This is a genomic window from Amnibacterium flavum, assembly GCF_003097495.1.
Lineage (GTDB): Bacteria > Actinomycetota > Actinomycetes > Actinomycetales > Microbacteriaceae > Naasia > Naasia flava.
Genome location: NZ_QEOP01000002.1, coordinates 336,339 through 356,259, shown reverse-complemented (window position 1 = coordinate 356,259; position 19,921 = coordinate 336,339). Strand labels below are relative to the sequence as shown.

At 70.0% G+C, this 19,921-nt stretch carries 17 protein-coding genes and 1 riboswitch; of the genes, 4 read left to right on the top strand and 13 right to left on the bottom strand.

The annotated features are described in order from the left end of the window. Position 1: 1 nt before the first annotated feature. Positions 2 to 1,246, top strand: coding sequence for a D-alanyl-D-alanine carboxypeptidase family protein (locus DDQ50_RS09300; RefSeq protein WP_116756468.1), 1,245 nt, complete (start codon positions 2 to 4; stop codon positions 1,244 to 1,246). Here DDQ50_RS09300 and DDQ50_RS09295 read toward each other — a convergent pair. The 4 genes from DDQ50_RS09295 to DDQ50_RS17495 are packed head-to-tail and all read right to left on the bottom strand — an operon-like array spanning position 1,221 to position 4,702. Then, positions 1,221 to 1,778 (bottom strand): nucleoside/nucleotide kinase family protein, encoded by a 558-nt coding sequence (locus tag DDQ50_RS09295; RefSeq protein ID WP_133245951.1) that lies wholly within the window; start codon positions 1,776 to 1,778, stop codon positions 1,221 to 1,223. The two genes, DDQ50_RS09300 and DDQ50_RS09295, sit on opposite strands and share 26 nt — an antisense overlap. Positions 1,779 to 1,812: 34 nt before the next feature. Then, complete coding sequence (locus DDQ50_RS09290) at positions 1,813 to 2,598, bottom strand: energy-coupling factor transporter transmembrane component T family protein (RefSeq protein ID WP_116756466.1); 786 nt, start codon at positions 2,596 to 2,598, stop codon at positions 1,813 to 1,815. After that, positions 2,595 to 4,046: an ABC transporter ATP-binding protein gene (locus DDQ50_RS09285; RefSeq protein ID WP_240614411.1), complete on the bottom strand. Its 1,452-nt coding sequence runs from the start codon at positions 4,044 to 4,046 to the stop codon at positions 2,595 to 2,597. The genes DDQ50_RS09290 and DDQ50_RS09285 overlap by 4 nt, the downstream gene beginning before the upstream one ends. 35 nt (positions 4,047 to 4,081) lie before the next feature. Next, positions 4,082 to 4,702, bottom strand: coding sequence for an ECF transporter S component (locus DDQ50_RS17495; RefSeq protein ID WP_133245950.1), 621 nt, complete (start codon positions 4,700 to 4,702; stop codon positions 4,082 to 4,084). A gap of 41 nt (positions 4,703 to 4,743) precedes the next feature. After that, a riboswitch (TPP riboswitch) is annotated at positions 4,744 to 4,855 on the bottom strand. A gap of 179 nt (positions 4,856 to 5,034) precedes the next feature. Here DDQ50_RS17495 and glgX point away from each other — a divergent pair. The 3 genes from glgX to treZ are packed head-to-tail and all read left to right on the top strand — an operon-like array spanning position 5,035 to position 11,377. Then, positions 5,035 to 7,254 carry a glycogen debranching protein GlgX gene (gene glgX, locus DDQ50_RS09275; RefSeq protein WP_116756465.1) on the top strand — a complete coding sequence of 740 codons (2,220 nt, stop codon included), beginning with the start codon at positions 5,035 to 5,037 and terminating at the stop codon, positions 7,252 to 7,254. Between the two features lie 35 nt (positions 7,255 to 7,289). Then, positions 7,290 to 9,659: a malto-oligosyltrehalose synthase gene (gene treY / locus DDQ50_RS09270; RefSeq protein WP_116756464.1), complete on the top strand. Its 2,370-nt coding sequence runs from the start codon at positions 7,290 to 7,292 to the stop codon at positions 9,657 to 9,659. Next, positions 9,656 to 11,377, top strand: a complete 1,722-nt coding sequence (gene treZ, locus DDQ50_RS09265; RefSeq protein WP_276308391.1) for a malto-oligosyltrehalose trehalohydrolase — start codon at positions 9,656 to 9,658, stop codon at positions 11,375 to 11,377. The genes treY and treZ overlap by 4 nt, the downstream gene beginning before the upstream one ends. A 46-nt stretch (positions 11,378 to 11,423) precedes the next feature. Here the strand turns inward: treZ and DDQ50_RS17260 are convergent, their stop codons facing one another. The 9 genes from DDQ50_RS17260 to DDQ50_RS09225 form a co-directional block, all read right to left on the bottom strand. Further along, positions 11,424 to 11,588: a hypothetical protein gene (locus tag DDQ50_RS17260; RefSeq protein WP_165829763.1), complete on the bottom strand. Its 165-nt coding sequence runs from the start codon at positions 11,586 to 11,588 to the stop codon at positions 11,424 to 11,426. 359 nt (positions 11,589 to 11,947) lie between these two features. Continuing rightward, positions 11,948 to 12,157, bottom strand: a complete 210-nt coding sequence (locus DDQ50_RS09260) for a hypervirulence associated TUDOR domain-containing protein (RefSeq protein WP_116756463.1) — start codon at positions 12,155 to 12,157, stop codon at positions 11,948 to 11,950. A 23-nt stretch (positions 12,158 to 12,180) separates the two neighbouring features. After that, entirely contained in the window at positions 12,181 to 12,987 is an 807-nt protein-coding gene (locus DDQ50_RS09255; RefSeq protein WP_116756462.1) for a polyprenol monophosphomannose synthase, read from the bottom strand. A 57-nt stretch (positions 12,988 to 13,044) separates the two neighbouring features. Further along, complete coding sequence (locus tag DDQ50_RS09250) at positions 13,045 to 13,707, bottom strand: class F sortase (RefSeq protein ID WP_116756461.1); 663 nt, start codon at positions 13,705 to 13,707, stop codon at positions 13,045 to 13,047. Between the two features lie 11 nt (positions 13,708 to 13,718). Beyond that, positions 13,719 to 14,876, bottom strand: coding sequence for a family 8 glycosyl hydrolase (locus DDQ50_RS09245; RefSeq protein WP_116756460.1), 1,158 nt, complete (start codon positions 14,874 to 14,876; stop codon positions 13,719 to 13,721). Continuing rightward, a complete protein-coding gene (locus DDQ50_RS09240) occupies positions 14,873 to 15,754 on the bottom strand; it encodes a DUF4397 domain-containing protein (protein WP_116756459.1) in 882 nt (293 codons plus the stop codon). The genes DDQ50_RS09245 and DDQ50_RS09240 overlap by 4 nt, the downstream gene beginning before the upstream one ends. 74 nt (positions 15,755 to 15,828) lie before the next feature. Continuing rightward, positions 15,829 to 17,811, bottom strand: coding sequence for a glycosyltransferase family 39 protein (locus tag DDQ50_RS09235; RefSeq protein ID WP_165829762.1), 1,983 nt, complete (start codon positions 17,809 to 17,811; stop codon positions 15,829 to 15,831). After that, a complete protein-coding gene (locus DDQ50_RS09230) occupies positions 17,808 to 19,277 on the bottom strand; it encodes a glycosyltransferase family 2 protein (RefSeq protein ID WP_240614325.1) in 1,470 nt (489 codons plus the stop codon). Before DDQ50_RS09230 ends, DDQ50_RS09235 begins: the two co-directional genes overlap by 4 nt. Further along, a complete protein-coding gene (locus tag DDQ50_RS09225) occupies positions 19,274 to 19,906 on the bottom strand; it encodes a GtrA family protein (protein ID WP_240614324.1) in 633 nt (210 codons plus the stop codon). Before DDQ50_RS09225 ends, DDQ50_RS09230 begins: the two co-directional genes overlap by 4 nt. Between the last annotated feature and the right edge of the window lie 15 nt (positions 19,907 to 19,921).

The following is a 19,921-nucleotide window of genomic DNA, read 5'->3' as shown; positions in this document are numbered from 1 at the left end:
GATGGCACGGCGCGAGCGGAACAGGGTCGTCGTCGCGGCGGTGGCCGTCCTCATTCTCGCGGCGGGCGTGTACGGCCCGATCGCCCTGCTCGCCCCCCTGCCGGACACTCCGGGCACCGCGATTCCCGCCCCCGCGGACGCCGTGGTCGAGGGCACCGGCCCTGTCCTCCCCGCTGCGGGCTCGACCGGGGTCACCCTCGACGCGTCATCTCCCGCGATCGCGGCGGGCAGCACCGATCCGGTTCCGATGGCCGCGACGGCGAAGCTCATCACCGCGCTCCTCGTCCTCGAGCGCTACCCGCTCACCGAGGGACGCCCCGGCCCGGCGATCCCCGTGACCGCCGACGACTACGCCGCGTACTCCCGCTACCAGGCGGAGGGCACCCGTTCGGTGCGCGTCGTGACGGGCGACCAGTGGAGCGAGCGCGAGGCGCTGCAGGCCATGCTGATCGCCTCGAGCAACAACCACGCCGAGATGCTCGCACGGTGGGCGTTCGGTTCGGAGGAGGAGTACCTGTCCGCGGCGGCAGCGTGGCTCACCGCGAACGGGCTGGACTCCACGCGGGTCGCCGACTCGACCGGCCTCTCCCCCGACAGCGTCGGCACCGGCGCGGATCTCGCGCGGCTCGCCGCGATCGCGATGGCCGATCCGCTGATCGCCGAGATCGTCGCGACTCCGCGGGCGACGACGCTCCGAGGAGTGACGTTCGACAACACGATCGCCTACAGCGGAGCGCAGGGTGTGCTCGGCATCTCCCGCAGCTATACCGATGAAGCGGGCGTCTGCCTCCTGTTCGCGTATCCCACGACGATCAGCGACCAGCCGGTCACGATCTACGGCGCGTTCCTCGGAGAACCGAGCTACGACCAGCTGGCGATCGACGTCAACTCGTTCATCGGCAGTCTCCCGAGCGCGATGCAGCTCGCCGAGGTCGTCGCCGCGGGCACGGCGTACGGGACCTATTCGACCGCTTGGGGGGCGTCGTCCGCGGCGGTCGCCAGCGAGTCGCTCTACGCGCTCGCCTGGAACGGCCAGCCGCTGCCCGCCGGCGAGGTCGAGCTCGACGAGGTCGGCTTCATCCGCACCGGTCGGAACGTCGGGCGGATCACGGTCACGATCGGCACTCTCGAGCAGACCACGATCCTGACGAACGACAGAGCCATCGGAGATCCCGGCCTGATCTGGCGGCTCTTCAACCCCGGCGTCGTGGTCCCGGGCTTCATCGGGATGCTGTCGGACCGCTGAGTTCCCGCAGGCCAGGAATCGGCAGCACACGGCCGTCGAGGCGGATGTCGGCCAGCAGGTCGGGGCGCTCGCGGGTGAAGAAGACGGCCTCCTGCGCGGCCCAACGATCCCACTCCGCTTCGTAGACCGCGCCGTCGCGGGCGATGGCCCGCCGGTGCCGTTCGCGCTCGTCGAGCTCGATCCAGATGCCCGCTGTCGCGACCGCCCGGCCCGGGTGGCTCAGCGCACCGCAGCCCTCGATGACCACGTCACGGACCGGATCGATCCGGTGGATGTCACCCGCCCTGCTCTCGTCCCAGTCCCACCGATGCCAGTGCGCCAGCGGCACGATCTCCTCGTAGACGGCACGACTGCCCGCCTCGAGACCGTCCCATCCCGGGTACACGTCGTCGAGCCGGACCAGCTGCGAGCCGAGCTCGGCGGCGAGCGAGGTCGCGAACGTGCTCTTGCCTGCGCCCGAACCGCCGTCGATGAGCGTGACGGCCCGGCCGCCGCCCGCGAGCGAGCGGACGCGTCGAGCGACACGCGTCACCAGGTCCTCCGTCCCGCCGGGCGCGGGCACCGACTCAGCGGGCACCGATGAAGTTCCAGCTGCCGGTCGCGACCGAGACGACGACCGCGAGGGCGGCGATCAGCAACCCGGCTGCGACGACCGTCCACTCGGCCGCACCGAAGCGCGATTCGCGGGCCCAGGTCCGTCGCACCGGTGCGCCGAACGCGCGGCCCTCCATGGCCGTCGCGAGCTTGCTGCCCCTCCGCACGGAGAGCACGAGCAGGGCGAACGCCATTCCGAGGAACCGCCGGATGCGCCCTCGGTCGGCGACGCCGCGGGCCCGACGCGCGGCCTCGAGCGCCTGCCAGTCCTGAGCGAACAGCCCGACGAGTCGCATGCCGGCGAGCGCGCCGAGGACGAACCGGGAGGGCAGATGGAGCACCTGCGCGAGTCCGTCGGCGAGATCGGTCGGGTCGATCGTGATGAAGAGCACAACGGACGGCAGGCCGATGGCGAGAACGCGCAGCGAAGTGGCGAGCGCCAGATGCAACGAACCGTCGCTGACGTGGATGAGGAACCAGGAGAAGTGGACGGTGCCGCCGGGCTGTCCGTACAACGCGATGGTCAGTGCTGCGAGCGGCGCGGCGATCCACACCGGCGCGGTCCGGATCCAGAAGGTGCGCGGCCGGACGCCGGCGAACGGAAGCAGGAGCGCCTCGACGGCGAGCGCGACACCGGCCGACACCACGTCGATGGTGAGCACGAGCACGATGGCGATGGTGAGGGCCGCGAGGAGCTTGGCCACCGGGTTGACCCGGTGCATCGCGGTCGTCCGTTCCACGACGAGGAGCGAGGTCATTGCGACATCCCCCTCTCCTGCGACCCGAGGACGCTGCCGGCGAGGACCAGCCGATCGTCGGCGAGCGCATCGACGAACAGCGCGTCATGGGTGACGGCCACGACCGCGGTGCCCTCGTCGAGCAGTTCGGCCAGCAGGGCGACGAGTTCCGCCCAGGTGCGGGCGTCCTGGCCGAAGGTGGGCTCGTCGAGGACGAGCACGGGTGGGGCGGTCGCCAGCGCGGTCGCGACGGACAGGCGGCGCTTCTCGCCACCGGACAGGGTGAACGGGTTCGCGAGGGCGAGGTGGTCGAGGCGCAGGCGGACGAGCAGCTCGTCGGTCACACGCGAGATCGTCGCCGCGTCGGCACCGACCACGCGAGGCCCGACAGCGAGTTCCTCGGCCAGCGTCGCGGCGAGCAGCTGATGCTCCGGATCCTGGAAGACGCTCCCGATCCGGGAGACCAGGTCCCGCGAACGCCAGCGCTGCGGGTCGGCTCCGATGCCCCCGGCAAGGGCGGGCGACGCGATGACGCGGCCCTCCCGCGGCGGCAGCAGTCCACCGACGGTCAGAGCGAGCGTCGACTTGCCGGCACCGTTCGGTCCCGTCACCGCGAGCACCCTCCCCCGCCGCACCTCGAAATCGATGCCGCTCGAGACCGTGCTCCGGCGTCCGACTCCGAGGTCGGTTCCCGAGAGCAGGACCTCTCCATAAGCGCGACGGCGCGACGGATGCGCGGGCTCGTGCCCCGGTACCCAGACGCCACCCGCCGCGAGCTCATCTCCACGCTCACCCAGCACCCCCGCGGGCGACCCATCCGCCCGGACTCCCCCGCCGGGCTCGAGCACGACAACGCGGTCGACGAGATCGACCCAGGTCCCGACGCGGTGCTCGATCACGATGAGCGTCGCGCCCGTCCGCTCGATCATCCGCGCCACGGCGTCGCGCACCTCGCGCACACCATCGGGATCGAGATTCGCCGTCGGCTCGTCGAGCAGTACGAGCCCGGGGCGCATGGCGAGGATCCCGGCGAGAGCGAGCCGCTGCTTCTGCCCTCCCGAGAGCTCCGAGGTCGCCCGGTCGAGGGGAAGATCGAGCCCGACCGCGTCGAGGGCCTCGGCGACGCGCGACCAGATCTCGTCGCGCGGCACACCGAGGTTCTCGCAGCCGAACGCGACGTCGTCGCCGACGCGCGCGAGCACGACCTGGGCATCCGGGTCCTGCATCACCAGGCCCGCCCGGCCGCGCTGCTCGGCAGCGGGACGCCCGTCGAGGAGCATCTCCCCCTGCTCCTCGCCCTCGTCGGCGCCGCCGAGTATCCCGGCCGCCGCCTGCAGGAAGGTCGACTTGCCCGCGCCGGAAGCACCGAGGAGCAGCACCCGCTCGCCCGGTTCGACGACCAGGTCGAGGGAGCGCAGCGCCCAGTTCCGCCGCCCCGAATGCCGCCAGCCCCAGTCGCGGGCGACCAGAGCGGCGGGCTGCGTCGGGGCGCCCTGCGACCCGGTCAGACGTCCGCCGTCGTCTCGCGCCCCGAGGCGAATCTGTTCAGCGCGCCGGTTCGAGCGAGGCCGCGGACGGCGAGCCAGGACAGCAGGCCGGCGATGACCGCACCCGAGATGACGGACGAGACGGTGTAGATGACGATGAACGGCAGGTCGGACCCGGGATACCAGTTGATGAGGTCGTTGATCGCCAGCGCGACTCCCGACGCGGCACCCGCGAACAGTGCGACGTAGAGCCGCCAGCTCGAGTACAGGAAGATCAGGAACACCAGTTCGGCGCCGAGCCCCTGCACCAGACCGGACAGCAGGGTCGAGGCGCCCCATTGATTGCCGACGAGGGCCGAGACGGTCGCGGCCACGAGCTCGCCGAAGAGCGCCGCGCCGGGCTTGCGGATGACGAGGCCGACGAGCACCCCGGCGAACAGCCAGCCGCCGCCGAACAGCGCCTGCAGTCCGGGGAGCAGCGCCTCGAACGGTGCGCTGAGCGGTGTGTAGGCGACGTTCCAGGCGACGAAGACGAGGCCCGAGGCGACACCGAGCACGGCGGCCACGACGATGTCGACGACCCTCCAGCGGTAGTGGCCTGGCCGGGTCTGACGGGAAACGGGTGCGGTGGTGGTCACGAAGATCGTGCCCCTTTCGTGAGTCGAATGACATGAAGGGCACGGGATAGAAAGATGCCTCCCTGCGCTGGCATTACCCAGATCAGGTTCGACGGTCGAAGCTTGGAGAAGCTTCCTCTCAGCCCGGCTCACCGGACTCCCGTGTAACTGCGACGACTATAGCGCGCGAAGCCGTCCGATTCGAGTCCGGGAAACGGCTGCGCGAGGCCGACAATCGCCCCCGGGCGGGGGCTTACTGGGAGTGCTCTGGGCGGCAACTCAGATCACCCTGAGAGAGTAGGCGCCGCTAGTAGGTTGAGTGGCGGCAAATCGCCCGACAGACGGAGGACCCATTGGAAGCTTGGCCCGGAACGCCCTACCCGTTGGGCGCCACCTTCGATGGCAGCGGCACCAACTTCGCCCTGTTCAGCGAGGCGGCGGAGCGTGTCGAGCTGTGCCTCTTCAGCCACGACGGTGAGGAGACGCGCGTCGAGCTGCAGGATGTCGATGCCTTCGTCTGGCACGCCTACCTCCCGCAGGTCCAGCCCGGCCAGCGCTACGGGTACCGGGTCCACGGCGACTACGACCCCGAGAACGGCAAGCGCTTCAACGCCAACAAGGTCCTGCTCGACCCCTACGCCAAGGCGACCTGCGGCAGCTACGACTGGGATCAGTCGCTGTTCTCCTACAACTTCGGCGACCCCGACTCGCGCAACGACGAGGACTCGGCAGGGCACGTCATGCTCGGCGTCGTCGTCAACCCGTTCTTCGACTGGGCCGGCGATCGCGCCCCCAGCATCCCCTACTCCGAGTCGGTCATCTACGAGGCTCACGTCAAGGGCCTCACCGAGCTCCACCCCGACGTGCCCGAGGAGCAGCGCGGAACCTACGCCGGCCTCTCCCACCCGGCGATCATCGAGCACCTGCAGAAGCTCGGCATCACCACCCTCGAGCTGATGCCGGTGCACCAGTTCGTGCAGGACTCGACCCTCGTCGACAAGGGCCTGCGCAACTACTGGGGCTACAACACCATCGGCTTCTTCGCCCCGCACAACGAGTACTCCTCGACCGGCGAGCTCGGCCAGCAGGTGCAGGAGTTCAAGGGCATGGTCCGCACCATGCACGCCGCCGGCATCGAGGTCATCCTCGACGTGGTCTACAACCACACCGCCGAGGGCAACCACCTGGGCCCCACCCTGAGCTTCAAGGGCATCGACAACGAGGCGTACTACCGCCTCGTCGATGACGACAAGCGGTACTACATGGATTACACGGGCACCGGCAACACGCTCAACGTGCGCCACCCGCATTCGCTGCAGCTCATCATGGACAGCCTCCGCTACTGGGTGACCGAGATGCGCGTCGACGGTTTCCGCTTCGACCTCGCCTCGGCACTCGCCCGCGAGTTCTATGACGTCGACCGCCTGTCGACCTTCTTCGAGCTCGTGCAGCAGGACCCGGTGGTGTCGCAGGTCAAGCTCATCGCCGAGCCGTGGGACGTCGGTCCCGGCGGCTACCAGGTCGGCAACTTCCCGCCCCAGTGGACGGAATGGAATGGGAAGTACCGCGACACCGTCCGCGACTTCTGGCGCGGAGAGCCCTCGACCCTCGGCGAGTTCGCCTCGCGTCTCACCGGTTCGGCCGACCTCTACGAGCGCAACGGCCGCCGCCCGGTCGCCTCCATCAACTTCGTCACCGCGCACGACGGCTTCACCATCGCCGACCTCGTCTCCTACAACGAGAAGCACAACGAGGCCAACGGCGAGGACAACAACGACGGCGAATCGCACAACCGCTCCTGGAACATGGGGGTCGAGGGTCCGACGGACGACCCCGACGTGCTGACCCTGCGCGCCCGCCAGCAGCGCAACTTCCTCGCCACGCTCCTGCTCTCGCAGGGCGTGCCGATGATCCTGCACGGCGACGAACTCGGTCGCAGCCAGGGCGGCAACAACAACAGCTACGCCCAGGACAGCGAGATCAGCTGGGTCCACTGGGACAAGGCCGACCAGCCGCTCATCGAGTTCACCTCGGCGCTCGTCCGGCTCCGCAAGGACCACCCGACGTTCCGTCGCAGCAACTTCTTCGATGGACGCCCGGCGGAACGCGACGAAGGCGCACCGCTGCCCGACATCGTGTGGTTCAAGACCGACGGTACGCAGATGCACCCCGACGACTGGGACACCGCATTCGGCCGTTCCGTCGGCGTGTATCTGAACGGTGAGAGCCTCCGTCAGCGCAACGCCCGAGGCGAGCAGCTCACCGACGTCGACTTCCTGCTGTTCTTCAACGCTCATGACGAGGACGTGGAGTTCACGTTGCCCACCGACGGTCTCGACCGCAGCTGGGACATCATGATCGACACGGCCGGTCAGGCCGCCGACAGCGGCCCCGTCGACACCGGCGAGAAGCAGACGGTCGCGGCGAAGTCGCTCCTCGTCATGCGCGAGCACCGCGAGCCCGAGGTCGAGCCCGACCACTCGGTCGCCGCGTCGCTCGCCGTGCTGAGCAGCGCCCAGGCGGACACCGCGGCGGTCACCGCTGCGGAGTCGGTCACGCACAAGCTCCGCTGACCGTCATCCACACGCGAGGGAATGCAGTGACACCCGTGAAGAAGCCCATCTCGACCTATCGCGTGCAGGTCCGCGAGTCGTTCGACCTCGACCAGGTCACCGCACTCGTGGACTACGTGCGCGACCTCGGCGCCGACTGGATCTACCTGTCGCCGCTTCTCGAGGCCGAGCCCGGATCGGATCACGGCTACGACGTCGTCGACCACGCGCGGGTCGACCCGACGCGTGGCGGCGACGCCGGCCTCGAGCGCGCCGCCCGCGCGGCGCACGAGGCGGGACTCGGGGTGCTGATCGACATCGTCCCCAACCACGTCGGCGTCGCCACTCCCTCCGTGATGAAGTGGTGGTGGGACGTGCTCGAGAAGGGTCGGGAGTCTCGGTACGCCGAGGCGTTCGACATCGACTGGGACTTCGGAGGCGGCAAGCTGCGAATCCCGATCCTGGGTAGCGACGACGACATCAGCGCGCTGAAGCTCGTCGAACTGCCCATTTCGGGCAGTGCTGACGCCTCGATACTGCCCGAAGTGGGCGACTCGGGGTTCGAGCTGCACTACTACGACCACCGGCTGCCCGTCGCTGCCGGTACGGCCGAGGCGGGTGACGACCCGGTCGAGGTGCACTCCCGTCAGAACTACGAGCTGATCGACTGGCGCCGCGCCGACTACGACCTCAACTACCGCCGGTTCTTCGCGGTCAACACGCTCGCGGCCATCCGGGTCGAGCTGCCCGCGGTGTTCGATGAATCGCACGCCGCCATCCGCGGCTGGTTCGAGGACGGCATCGCCGACGGACTCCGCGTCGATCACCCCGACGGTCTGCTCGACCCGGGCGGTTACCTCGACGATCTCGCCCGGGTGACCGGGGGGCGCTACGTCCTCATCGAGAAGATCCTCGAGGGCGACGAAGTCATGCCCACCGAGTGGAAGACCGACGGCACGACCGGGTACGACGCCCTCGCCGACATCGACCGCGTCCTCATCGATCCCGCCGGGGAGGCCCCGCTCACCGCGCTCGACACCCGCCTGCGCGACGGAGAGGCCGTCGACTGGCACGAGCTGATCCACGACACGAAGCGGTCGATCGCCGACGGGATCCTGCACTCCGAGGTCCTCCGACTCGACCGAGTCGCAGCTCATGAGTCGAGCGAGCGCGGCGACGCCGTGGCCGACGCCATCGGCGAGCTGCTCGCCTGCTTCCCCGTCTACCGCTCCTACCTGCCGTTCGGCGTCGACCACCTGCACGAGGCCGCAGAGCTGGCGAAGAAGCACCGTCCCGACCTGGCGACGACGATCGATGAGCTCATCCCGCTGCTCAGCGACCCCGAGAACGCGGCCGCCCAGCGGTTCCAGCAGACCTCGGGAATGGTCATGGCCAAGGGCGTCGAGGACACCGCGTTCTACCGGTACACGAAGCTGACCAGCCTGACCGAGGTCGGTGCGGACCCGTCGGAGTTCGCGATCCCGGTCGACGAGTTCCACGTCCGTGCCGCCCGCCGGCAGGAGAACTACCCGCACTCGATGACGACCCTCTCGACGCACGACACCAAGCGCGGCGAGGACGTCAGGGCCCGGATCGACGCGATCGCCGAGATACCCGGCGAGTGGGACGCGGCGGTCACCGAGCTCCGCGCACTCGCGCCGCTCGGCGACGGCCCGCTCGAGAACCTGATCTGGCAGGCCATTGTCGGGTCCTGGCCCGCGAGCCGCGAGCGCCTGCACGCCTACGTCGAGAAGGCGTCACGCGAGGCCGGCGATTCGACCGCCTGGACGGCACCCGACGAGGAGTTCGAGAAGCGCATGCATGCGCTCGTCGACTCGGCATTCGACGACCCGAGGGTCGGCAGCATCGTCACGGGTCTCGTCGAGCGCCTGTCCACCCCCGGCTGGTCGAACTCCCTGTCCGCCAAGCTCGTGCAGCTCACCGCGCCCGGCGTCCCCGACGTCTACCAGGGCAGCGAGCTGTGGGAGACGTCGCTCGTCGACCCCGACAACCGCCGTGCCGTCGACTTCGTCCTGCGTCGTCGTCTTCTGGCCGACATCGACGGGGGCGCCAAGCCGGCCATCGACGAGACCGGCGCCGCGAAGCTGCTCGTCACGAGTGCCGCTCTCCGTTTGCGTCGCGATCGCCCCGAGCTGTTCGAGGACTACTCCCCCATCACCACGTCGGGGGTGGCTGCGGAGCACCTGATCGCCTTCGACCGGGGCGGGGCGATCACCCTCGCCACCCGGCTCCCCGTCGGCCTCGCCGCCCGCGGAGGCTGGGCTGACGCGACCGTCGACATCGGATCCGCCCCCGTCGTCGACGTCATCACCGGGCGCCGCTACCAGGGCGGCGAGCTGAGCCTCGCCGAGGTTCTCGCCGACTACCCCACAGCACTTCTCGTCGAAGACGGAGGAAAACCGTGACCGAGTTCCACGTCTGGGCACCCGCGGCGAAGCGGATGACCCTGCTGCTCGACGGCAGCAAGGTCGAGATGACCTCCGCGCCCGATGGATGGTGGATCGGCGATGCAGAGGGAACCGACTACGGCTACCTCATCGACGACGCCACCGACCCCCGACCCGACCCGCGTTCGCGCCGCCAGCCCGACGGGGTCCACGGTCTCAGCCGGGTCTACGATCCCGCGAGCTACGACTGGGCCGACATCGCGTGGACGGGGCGTCAGATCGCCGGCGGCGTCATCTACGAGCTGCACATCGGCACCTTCACACCCGAGGGCACGCTCGATTCGGCGATCGAGCGACTCGACCACCTCGCCGACCTCGGCATCACGCATGTCGAGGTGCTGCCGGTCAACGGATTCAACGGCACGCACAACTGGGGTTACGACGGCGTGCTCTGGTACACCGTGCAGGAGACCTACGGCGGCCCCGAGGCGTATCAGCGCTTCGTCGACGCGTGCCACGCCCGAGGGCTCGCCGTCATCCAGGACGTGGTCTACAACCACCTCGGCCCGAGCGGGAACTACCTCCCCGAGTACGGCCCGTACCTGCACGAGGCGAGCGCCAACACCTGGGGCTCGTCGCTCAACCTCGACGGCGAGCACTCCGACACCGTCCGCAAGTACATCCTCGACAACGCCCTGATGTGGCTGCGCGACTACCACGTCGACGGCCTGCGGCTCGATGCGGTGCACGCCCTCGTCGACAGTCGCGCCGTGAATCTGCTCGAGGAGCTCGCCGAGGAGGTCGCGGTGCTGAGCGCTCACGTCCGCCGACCCCTCACCCTCATCGCGGAGAGCGACCTCAACGACCCGCGCATGATCCGCCCCATCGAGGCGAACGGCTTCGGCATCGACGCTCAGTGGAGCGACGACTTCCACCACGCCCTGCACGTGAACCTCACGGGTGAGACGACCGGCTACTACGAGGACTTCGATTCGGTCAAGGCCCTCGCGACCGTGATCGAGCAGGGCTTCTTCCACGCTCGCGAACTCTCCACGTTCCGCGGCCGCACCCATGGGCGTGCGATCGACCGCGAGCGCACCCCGACCTGGCGTCTGGTGACGTTCGCGCAGGACCACGACCAGATCGGCAATCGCGCGATCGGCGACCGGCTGACCGCGACCCTCGACGAGAACCACCTCGCCCTCGCCGCGCTGATCCTGCTCACCGCGCCCTCGACCCCGATGCTGTTCATGGGTGAGGAGTGGGCGGCGTCCACGCCCTGGCAGTTCTTCACCTCGCACCCCGAGGAGGAGCTCGGCGAGGCCACCGCGAAGGGCCGGATCGCGGAATTCGAGCGCATGGGCTGGGATCCCGACGTCGTGCCCGACCCCCAGGACCCCGAGACGTTCCAGCGTTCGAAGCTCGACTGGTCCGAACTCGACGACGAGGCGCATTCGCGCATGCTGCGGCTGTACCAGCGCCTCATCGCCCTGCGCCGCGAGACTCCGGAACTCACCGACCCGCGCTTCACCACGGTCGTCACCGAGTTCGACGAGGATGCCCGCTGGCTCATCGTCCGTCGGGGTCCGATCGCGGTCGCGGTGAACTTGAGCGACGACGTCGTGAGACTCGACCTGCAGGGCCGGGTCCTGCTCGCCACCGATCCCGGCGCCGACACGGCCGAAGGCCTCGAACTGCCCGCTGCGAGTGGCGCGGTGATCGACACCCGTTCCTGAACGGCGCCCGGCTTCCCGGGCGATGCCCGACGCGGACGGCGTCGGGTCAGCTCGGGAGCAGGACGACCACCGCGACGACGAGGGCGATGAGCCCGAGGGTTCCGGCGGCGATCGAGAGCACCTGCTTGACGCGCCGGTCCCGGCTCACCCGGGCCAGGACCGTGAGCAGGATCGCGGCCAGCGCGAGGAACACGAGCACTTCGATGGACACTGGTGCTCCGGGATGCTCGGGGGCGGGCGGGGGTCTCCTTCACACTACGTGCAACCTCATCGACCTTCGCTTCGACGGGCTCAGCGGGCGGGTCTTCCCCCCGGAGCTCGGACACGACCCGGCTCTTTGCATCGCTGCGCTCAGCGGGCGGAGTGGGCTACCCCGGACCTTCGCATCGCTGCGCTCAGCGGGCGGGGCGGCGGCGGAGCTCGGTCAGCGATGCGCTCCTCGACCTCCGATTCGACGGAGGTCGAGTAGGCCGGAGGCCGTCTTCGTCAACGTGTGGGCCGCCGTCGACGACGCGATCAAGCCCCGTCGCACACTGGCCTCGAATCGTGCGGCCGGCCGCGGACCGCGCGTCAGGACTTCAGCTTCCTGAGCGCACCCGCCTTGTGCGCCGCCTGCGCTCCGGTCTTCTCGCTCTCGACGATGAAGGCCGGCGCGTCGGCGCTTGCGGTGAAGTGTTGGCCGTCGAAGGTGAAATCCGACGTCTTCTTCTCGACGACCTTCCCGCGGGTGCGCCCCTGCGAAGTGCCCCAGCTGACTCGATCGCCCTTGCTCAGATCCATGGGTCGACCCTAGGCATTCCAGCTCATCGTCCGCTGATACCCCAGCTGCGGGGAGCGAAGGCGACCCGGCTCGTGGCGCGCACCGACGGCAGACGGCGGTGATGGGCCACCAGCTCCACGGCTCCGCGGGCGCGGCGGCGCAGACCCCAGAAGGTCACGCGCAGCAGCGACTCGGACACGATGGACGAGTCCATCTTCGACTCGCCGCGCACCCGCTCGGTGAAGGTGATGGGGTGTTCGACGACGCGGAGCCCCGCTTGCAGCGCCCGCCAGACGAGGTCGATCTGGAAGCAGTAGCCGTGCGAGGCGACCCCGTCGAGATCGAGCTTCTCGAGGGCTCGGCGGGTGAAGACGCGGTAGCCGCCGGTCGCGTCGCGGACGCTCACGCCGAGCGCCATACGTGCGTAGAGGTTGCCGCCCTGACTGAGGACGCGGCGACTGAGCGGCCAGTTCTCGACCTTCCCGCCCGGGACCCAGCGGGAGCCGAGGATCAGGTCGTCGTCGTGGGCCAGCGCGAGAAGCTGGGGAAGCTGCTCGGGGTGGTGCGAGCCGTCGGCGTCCATCTCGACGATGACGTCGTAGCCGTGTTCGAGCGCCCAGGCGAAGCCGGCGAGGTAGGCCTTGCCGAGCCCCTCCTTGCCCGCCCGGTGCAGGACGTGGATGCGTCCGTCGGTGACGGCGCGCTGGTCGGCGAGCTCGCCCGTGCCGTCGGGAGAGCTGTCATCGACGATGAGCGCGTGCGCGTCGGGAACTGCGTCGAACAGCCGATCGAGGATCGGGTGGAGGTTGTCTTTCTCGTTGTACGTCGGGATGACGACGATGGTGTTCACGGTGGTGCTCCTCTCCTGGGTGGTGCAGGAATCGGGGGTGGGGGTGCTGGGATGAGCTCAGGCGACGCGAGTGGCGAAGACGACGATGTTGTTGGCGTATCGGTGCTCGGCGTCGTCGAAGGGTCCGTTGCAGGTGATGAGCCGCAGCTGGGCGTCCGGCGTCGGCCCGTAGACCTCTGCCGTCGGGAACTCCTTCTTGCTGACGTCGATGGTGCGGTCGACCTGGAACGCGGTCGTTGTGCCGTCGGCGAGGTCGACCTCGACACGGGCACCGGGCTGGAGTTTCTCGAGATCGACGAAGACGGCGACCTGGCTGACGGTGTCGACGTGTCCGGCGATCACCGAGGGGCCGATCTCTCCGGGGGCGACGCCGTCGACATACCAGCCGGCCGACATCCACTCCTCCGGCGGCAGCAGAACTCCCGAGGAATCGCGGTGGAGATCCTCGAGGGGTGCGTCGACTCCGATGTCCGGGATGCGGACGCGGATCGGGGGCGCGCTCGCCACCTTCTGAGCGGCGGCCGCGGGCTCCTGCGGGGCATCCGCTGCGAGGGCCGACGCGGCCGACGAGGCGACCGGCGTCGGGGCCGCCGCAGGTGCCGGTGCGGGGGTGCAGCCGGTGAGGGCGATCCCGATCACGGCGAGCGCTCCGCCGAACGCGACGAGGCGCGAACGGACGCGCGCCGTGCGTCGGACGTTCGGGGTGGTGGGGGGAACCATGGTCGTCGCTCCTAGGCGGTGATGGGCGGGCAGCCGCCGAGATCGGTGGCGGTGAGGAGGGCGGGCGCGAGGGCCGCCCAGGCGCTCCCGTAGTAGGTCTGCTGCTCCTGGGCGAGGGTGTCCCCCGCGGAGAGGTCGGCTTCGGCTCCTGCGGTGTCGCCGTCCGCGGCGAGGACCGCGGCGCGGGCTCCGAACGCGAGGGGGTGCCGGTCCGTCGTGAGCGATGAGCCGCCGAGGTCGAGTTGCGCGGTGAGGTCCTCGCCGAAGGTGAGGGCCGGCAGGAGTCGCGCCGACAGTGCGACGTCCTCGGGGTCGCAGGACTCCGCGAAGCGGATGGGCATCCGGGCGGCGTCGTAGCCGTAGCGGACGGGCTCGGCGGACTCGGCGGGGCCCGCGGCGACCGCGACGGTCCCGTCGGCGTTGACCCGTGCCCAGTCGGACGGGAGAGGTGCGGTGTCGAGCAGGCTCGATGTGACCGCACGCGAACCGGCGGCGACCTCGTTCCAGCGTTCGTCGCCGGTCAGGTCGAACAGGACGGCGAAGGCGACGGGCGAGGGGTAGGACGGGTTGTAGGCGTACGGCTGGGTCGCCGCGGCCCACATGCCGGGCAGCAGGATCCTGCCCGCTGCCGTCTCGACGGTCAGCCGGTCCGCGATGACCCCGGCCAGTGCCGTGGCGTCGGTGGTGAGATCGTCGCGCGACCACCGGTCGCCGGCCAGCGCGAGTGCACGAGCCGTGTCGAGGTCGGCATCCGATGCGGGCTCGTCGTCGACGACTGCTCCATCGGACCAGCGCCACGCGAGCAGGCCGTCGGTCCGCTGCAGGTTGGTGGTGGTCCAGTCCCAGATCCGATCGAACGACTCCTCGTCGTCGGCAGCCAGAGCGACGAGGAGCCCGTAGGCCTGCCCCTCGCTCACGGTGTCGCCGCCCTGGTCGCGGCGGACGACGCGTCCGTCCTCGACCCAGTCGTCGAGGAACTCGCGCTCGGCGTCGGCGGTGTCCCTCGGTGCTGCGGTCGCCGGGTCGAGGGGTGTCGACGGAGCGGAGGCCGCCCGGTCGGGATCCTCCGTCGGGGAGAGGGCGCCGGTGGCTGCGACGGCGATCCCGGCGGTGGCGAGGACCGCCACCGCCGCGATTCCCGCGACGACGCCCGCGCGCTTCCGGTTCACCGCTCGGCGCTCCTCCGGGCACGCACGACGAGGAGCGCGCCGGCTCCGGCGATCAGCGTCGCGATGATGCCGGCGGGCAGCAGCATGGCGGCGCTGTCATCGCGGTGCGCCAGCGCTCCTCCCCCGGTCTCGACGCCGCCGACGGGCATGGTGCCCGCCGATGCGGAGTCGAGGATCGGGGTGATCGTCAGACCGCCGGCGGGGGTGTCGAGCACGAACAAGGTGGAGACGCTGCCGACGGGGAGGTCGACGGACGCGGCGCCGCGTGCGCTGGTGGCGCGGACGGTCAGGTTCCACGGACCGGCGGGGACCTCGGCGTAGCCGGTGGCGGTCCCGGAGGGTGCACCCTTCGCGATGGAGAGACCGGTTGTGGTGGCGACGTCCACCTTGTCGGAGGTGGTCGATGCCTGAACGAGGCGGACGCGGGCGGCACCCTCGCTGGGGGCGCTGAGGTCGTCGGTGAAGACCTTGGTCTCGAGCTCGCTGTTCGTGCCGATCGCGGCCAGCGTCGAGGCGGTTCCGGCGTTGATGGTGACCGACGCCGAGATGGCGGGCTCACTGTCCGCCGGTGCGTCGGATCCGACCATGGCGACCGTGTAGGTGCCCGCCGGGAGCGGCATGTAGTCGGAGACGACGCCGTAGCCGACGTCGGACAGGTCGTACAGCGAGTCGCCGCCGGCGAGGGCGGAGAGCTTCACGTCGACGGATTTGGTGTCGGGCGACAGGTGGGCGACGCGGATCCAGCCGGTGTCGTCGGGGGCGGCCGTGGCCGATGTCGCGGGGAGGAGAGCTGCTCCCGCGGCGAGGAGAGCGGCGGCTCCCACCGCCAGTGCGGTGCGGAACCCCTGGGCGGGGCGGGATCGGGGGGTGCTGTTCATGACGTTTCTGCCTTTCGGAGATGGTCGTAACGGGTCGATTGGTACGGGGGTTGATCTGTGCTGGGCGAGCGGGGTCAGTCGATCGAGTAGCGGGCGGTGAGCCCGTCTGTCCCGATCGCGGTCTCGTCGGCGTCGTAGCTGCCGCCGAGCGCGGCGAACCAGCCCGCGAGGTCGGACCCCGCGCCGCTTCCCGGCGTGACGGCCTCGCCGTCGACGGAGGTGATGAGCACCTGACGGCGCACGACGCCGTCCTCGCCGGCGATCGCAGGGAATCCCGCGATCGTCAGTTCGTGCGTCGAGAGCAGCTGACCGAGCGCCAGGGTCAGCGACTCGTTGACCCCGCCTCCCGTGAGGAGCGCCTCGGACTCGGGATCGATGGTGAGCCGCGGGTTGCTCGCCAGCTCGCCGCCGAACGCCTGCCGACGCTCTCCGGCGAAGCCCTCTGCTTCGTCAGCCGCCTCGATGCCCTCGGGGTAGACCTTGCGGATCTCGACGGCCTGGGTGCCGGTGCCGAATTCGGCGACGACGCGGGAGTTGTCGAGAGCCTGGGCCACCTGAGGGAAGTTGTCCGGGAAGGTGCGCATCGACCCGGTCGTGACGACGTAGTCGAAGTCCTGCCAGCCGTTGGGCAGCATGTCCTGCACGTCGGAGTCGGTGTCGACCTTGTAGTACCAGATCACGTTGTCGCGCGGGAATCCGGACTCGACGAGGTCGACCCACATGGCGTCGTCGACGACCACCCGGTCGCCGCGCGACACGTTCTCGGATACCCACGACTGGGCGTCCCGCAGGGGGCGGTCGAGGTCGGCCAGCCAGAGACCGCGAAGCTGCGTGGCCCACACGGGCGCAGCGACGATCGCGCCGGTCAGCGCGATCGCGATCCCGGCGATGCCGACGGCGCGGGTCCGGACTCCGCGCCGACGGGCGGCACGGATGGCGGTCTCGGCACCCCATGCGATGAGGAGAGCTGCGAACGGGAGCATTCCGATCACGAACGGAACCGGGGTGTATCCCCCGGGCCGGAAGATCACCGCGAGGAAGCCGAGGTACAGGACCGCGAACGGGCGCAGCTGACGGGCGAACAGCCCGGCGAGCGCCGCGACCGCTCCGCCGACGAGGATCACCGGGTCGAGCTGGAGCCACTGGCCGAGGGTCGCCGAGAGCAGGCTGTCGGGGTCGAACGCGGATCCGCTGGACTCGCGATTGGCGAGCTGGAACGCGATCCCGGAGGTCAGGCTGACCCGATCGGGGCCCGGGAAGATCTCGCCCTTGACCCCGGCGAGCAGCAGATAGGTTCCGCCGACGAGCACGAGGACGCTGCCCGCCACCGAGAGGGTGTAACGACGCGTCGCCTTGTTGGACGAGCGCCACATCACCCAGGCGAGCACCGGCAGGGCGAGGAGGAAGGTTTCCTTCGAGAGCACCGCGATACCGAAGGCGAGCGCTGCGCCCGCGAATCCGGCGAGCTGATTGCGCTTCGTCATCGCGAGCAGGAAGGCGGCGAGGAGCCAGGGCAGCGCCACGTTGTCCAGGTACACCGTGCGGTGGAACTGCACGGCGAGCGGCGACACCGCGAACAGGAGCGCTGCAGCGGAGGCCGCGGCACGCGAGAGGCCGACCTTGCGGGCGAGAAGCCAGAGCAGTGCGGCCGAGACGACCATCGCGACGAGCATCGCCTCGCGCATCGCGATGACCGCGACGTCGTAGCGGTCGAACGCGAAGGTGGCCTGCCCGTACAGCGCGAGCTGCAACCAGCCCAGCGGCGGGTGGTCGTACCAGTAGGTGTAGTGGGCGATCTCGCCGAGCTTGGCGATCGACCAGGCCTGCGCCGTGTAGGTGCCCTCATCGTCGATCCGCTGCGGCGAGCCGGCCATTCCGATCGCCTGGACGAGACCGGCGATGAGGAGGACGGGCGCGAGCCAGCTGATCGAGCGGGCGTGGACGGAGAACCAGCGGCCGGCCCGGCTGCCACCGCGGTGGCGGCGGGGAGCGGGAATGGGCTCGGGTCCGTGAAGAACGGGAGGCGCCGTCGTCGGACGCTCGAGTACGCGGCTCATCGGACACCGCCCAGAACCAGCTCGGGCTGACGGCGCTCTTCGGCGGCGTCGCGGTGGGCACCGGAGTGCTCCGTCTTCTCCCATGAGTTGATGCCGCGCAGCTGACGGATCACGCTGCGCACGGAAGCGAGGGCGAGGAACACCTGGTACGGGAACGTGCCGAGCACGAGCCGCACGTAGTCGCGGACGCGCGGCTTGATGCCGTAGACCCGGCCGAACTCCCCGAGGCCCGCCGCCTCGACGGCGATGGTGACCAGGGTGGGCGCGATCGGCAGGAAGCTGAGCAGGGCGATCGGCGTCGGCACCTTGACGAACAGGATGAGGACGAGCGAAAGCGGGATGAGCAGTCCTGTCGCGGCCTGCAGGAACGGCATCGACAGCAGGTACCGGGCGAACATGCGCTGGCGGAAGGTGGGCAGCTTGCGCCACTCCCCCTTGCGCAGAACCTGGAGGAAGCCCTGGTTCCAGCGGGTGCGCTGCTTGTAAAGCGACTTCAGTGTGCCGGGGGTCTCCTCACGTGTCGCGACCTCGGGGCTGTAGGCGACGACGATGTTGGCGCCGGCGCTCGAGAGGCGGACGCCGAGCTCGCAGTCCTCGGCGAGGCACTGGTCGTCCCAGCCGTCGGACCAGTCGAGCCATTCACGGCGGGCGAACACGGTGTTGCCGCCGAGCGGGATGAACTTCGCCTCGGCCTGGAAGTGCAGGCGGGAGCGGAACCAGAAGTAATACTCGAGCACGTTGCGCAGCGACCACCAGCTGGAGCGGAAGTTCATCAGCTGGACGCCGCCCTGCACGACGTCGGCTCCCGTGTCCTTGAACTTGGTGTCGACGAGGGAGAGCAGGTGAGGGTGCACCTCGTCCTCGGCGTCGAACACGCCGATGACCTGGCCGCGCGCGACGGTCAGCGCGAGGTTGAGCGCCTTGGGCTTGTTCTTCGGCACGCTGTCGTCGACGATGACCTTGATCAGGCCGGGATGACGGGCCGCCGCAGCACGGCAGACGGCCTCGGTGCCGGGGTCGTCATGGCCGACGATCGCGATGATCTCGAAGTCGGGGTGGTCCTGACGGGCCAGAACGTCGAGCGTCTCGCCCATGACCTCCTCCTCGTGCCGTCCGGGGACGAGCAGCGAGAAGGACAGGTGGGCGGGCTTCGCCTCGGCGGCGAACGCGGTTCGCGAGAGGTGGCCGTCGCTGCGCCAGGCGTGCAGCATCCACCAGAGGGTGGTGAGTGCGATCACGGTCAGCGCGAGCGAGAGGAGGACGAGGCTGCTGTAGCCGATCCACTCGCCCGGCGTCCAGGACGCGAAGATGCTCGTCACGTCGTCCTGGAACGACAGGGTCGGCAGGTCGGGAACCGACCCCCCGCCGCCCGACGAATCGGGCTGGGGCGTCAGCAGGGGGCCGGGGATGGGGGCGCCGTCGGGTGCGGGGGCGACGGCGGTCACTGTGGGGCTGTCGGTGATCACAGGGTCTGCTCCGATCGGATCTTGCTCGGGAATGCGGGGGATGTTTCCGGGTGGGTGATGCGTTCGTGGGCGGTGGAATCCGGATCGGTGAGGGATTCCCGGGGGTCGTGGGGGGCTGCGGTCTCGAGGGCGACCATGACGGCCGTCGCGGCCGCCGTGTCACGTCCGCGGTCGGGGAAGACCACGTAGCGGTAGGCGACGAAACGGACCACCGTGCCGATGGCGAGGCCGATGACGTTGCCGGAGATGTTGTCGGCGAGCGGGCTGGTCAGTCCGAGGAGGTAGTGCGAGGTGAACAGGCAGGCGGCCGAGGCGCCCAGGCCGAGGAGGTTGGCGAGGGTGAACAGACCGGCCTCCTGCCAGAGGGGCCGGTTGCGGGCATCGCGGAAGGTCAGGTACCGGTTGCCGATCCAGGCGACGACCATCGCGACGGCGACCGAGATCACCTTGGCCCCGATGGGTTTGTCGTCGAGCACCGTGAACCGCAGCGCGTTGTACACGCCGATGTCGACCACGAAGGCGAGGAGGCCGATCGCGGCGAACGACCCGCTGCGCGTCATGAAGCCCAGAAGGCGGGAGATGACGGCCTCGGAGGGGGTGCGCGACAGGTGTCGACTGACTGGGGGCATGCACTCGATTCGGCG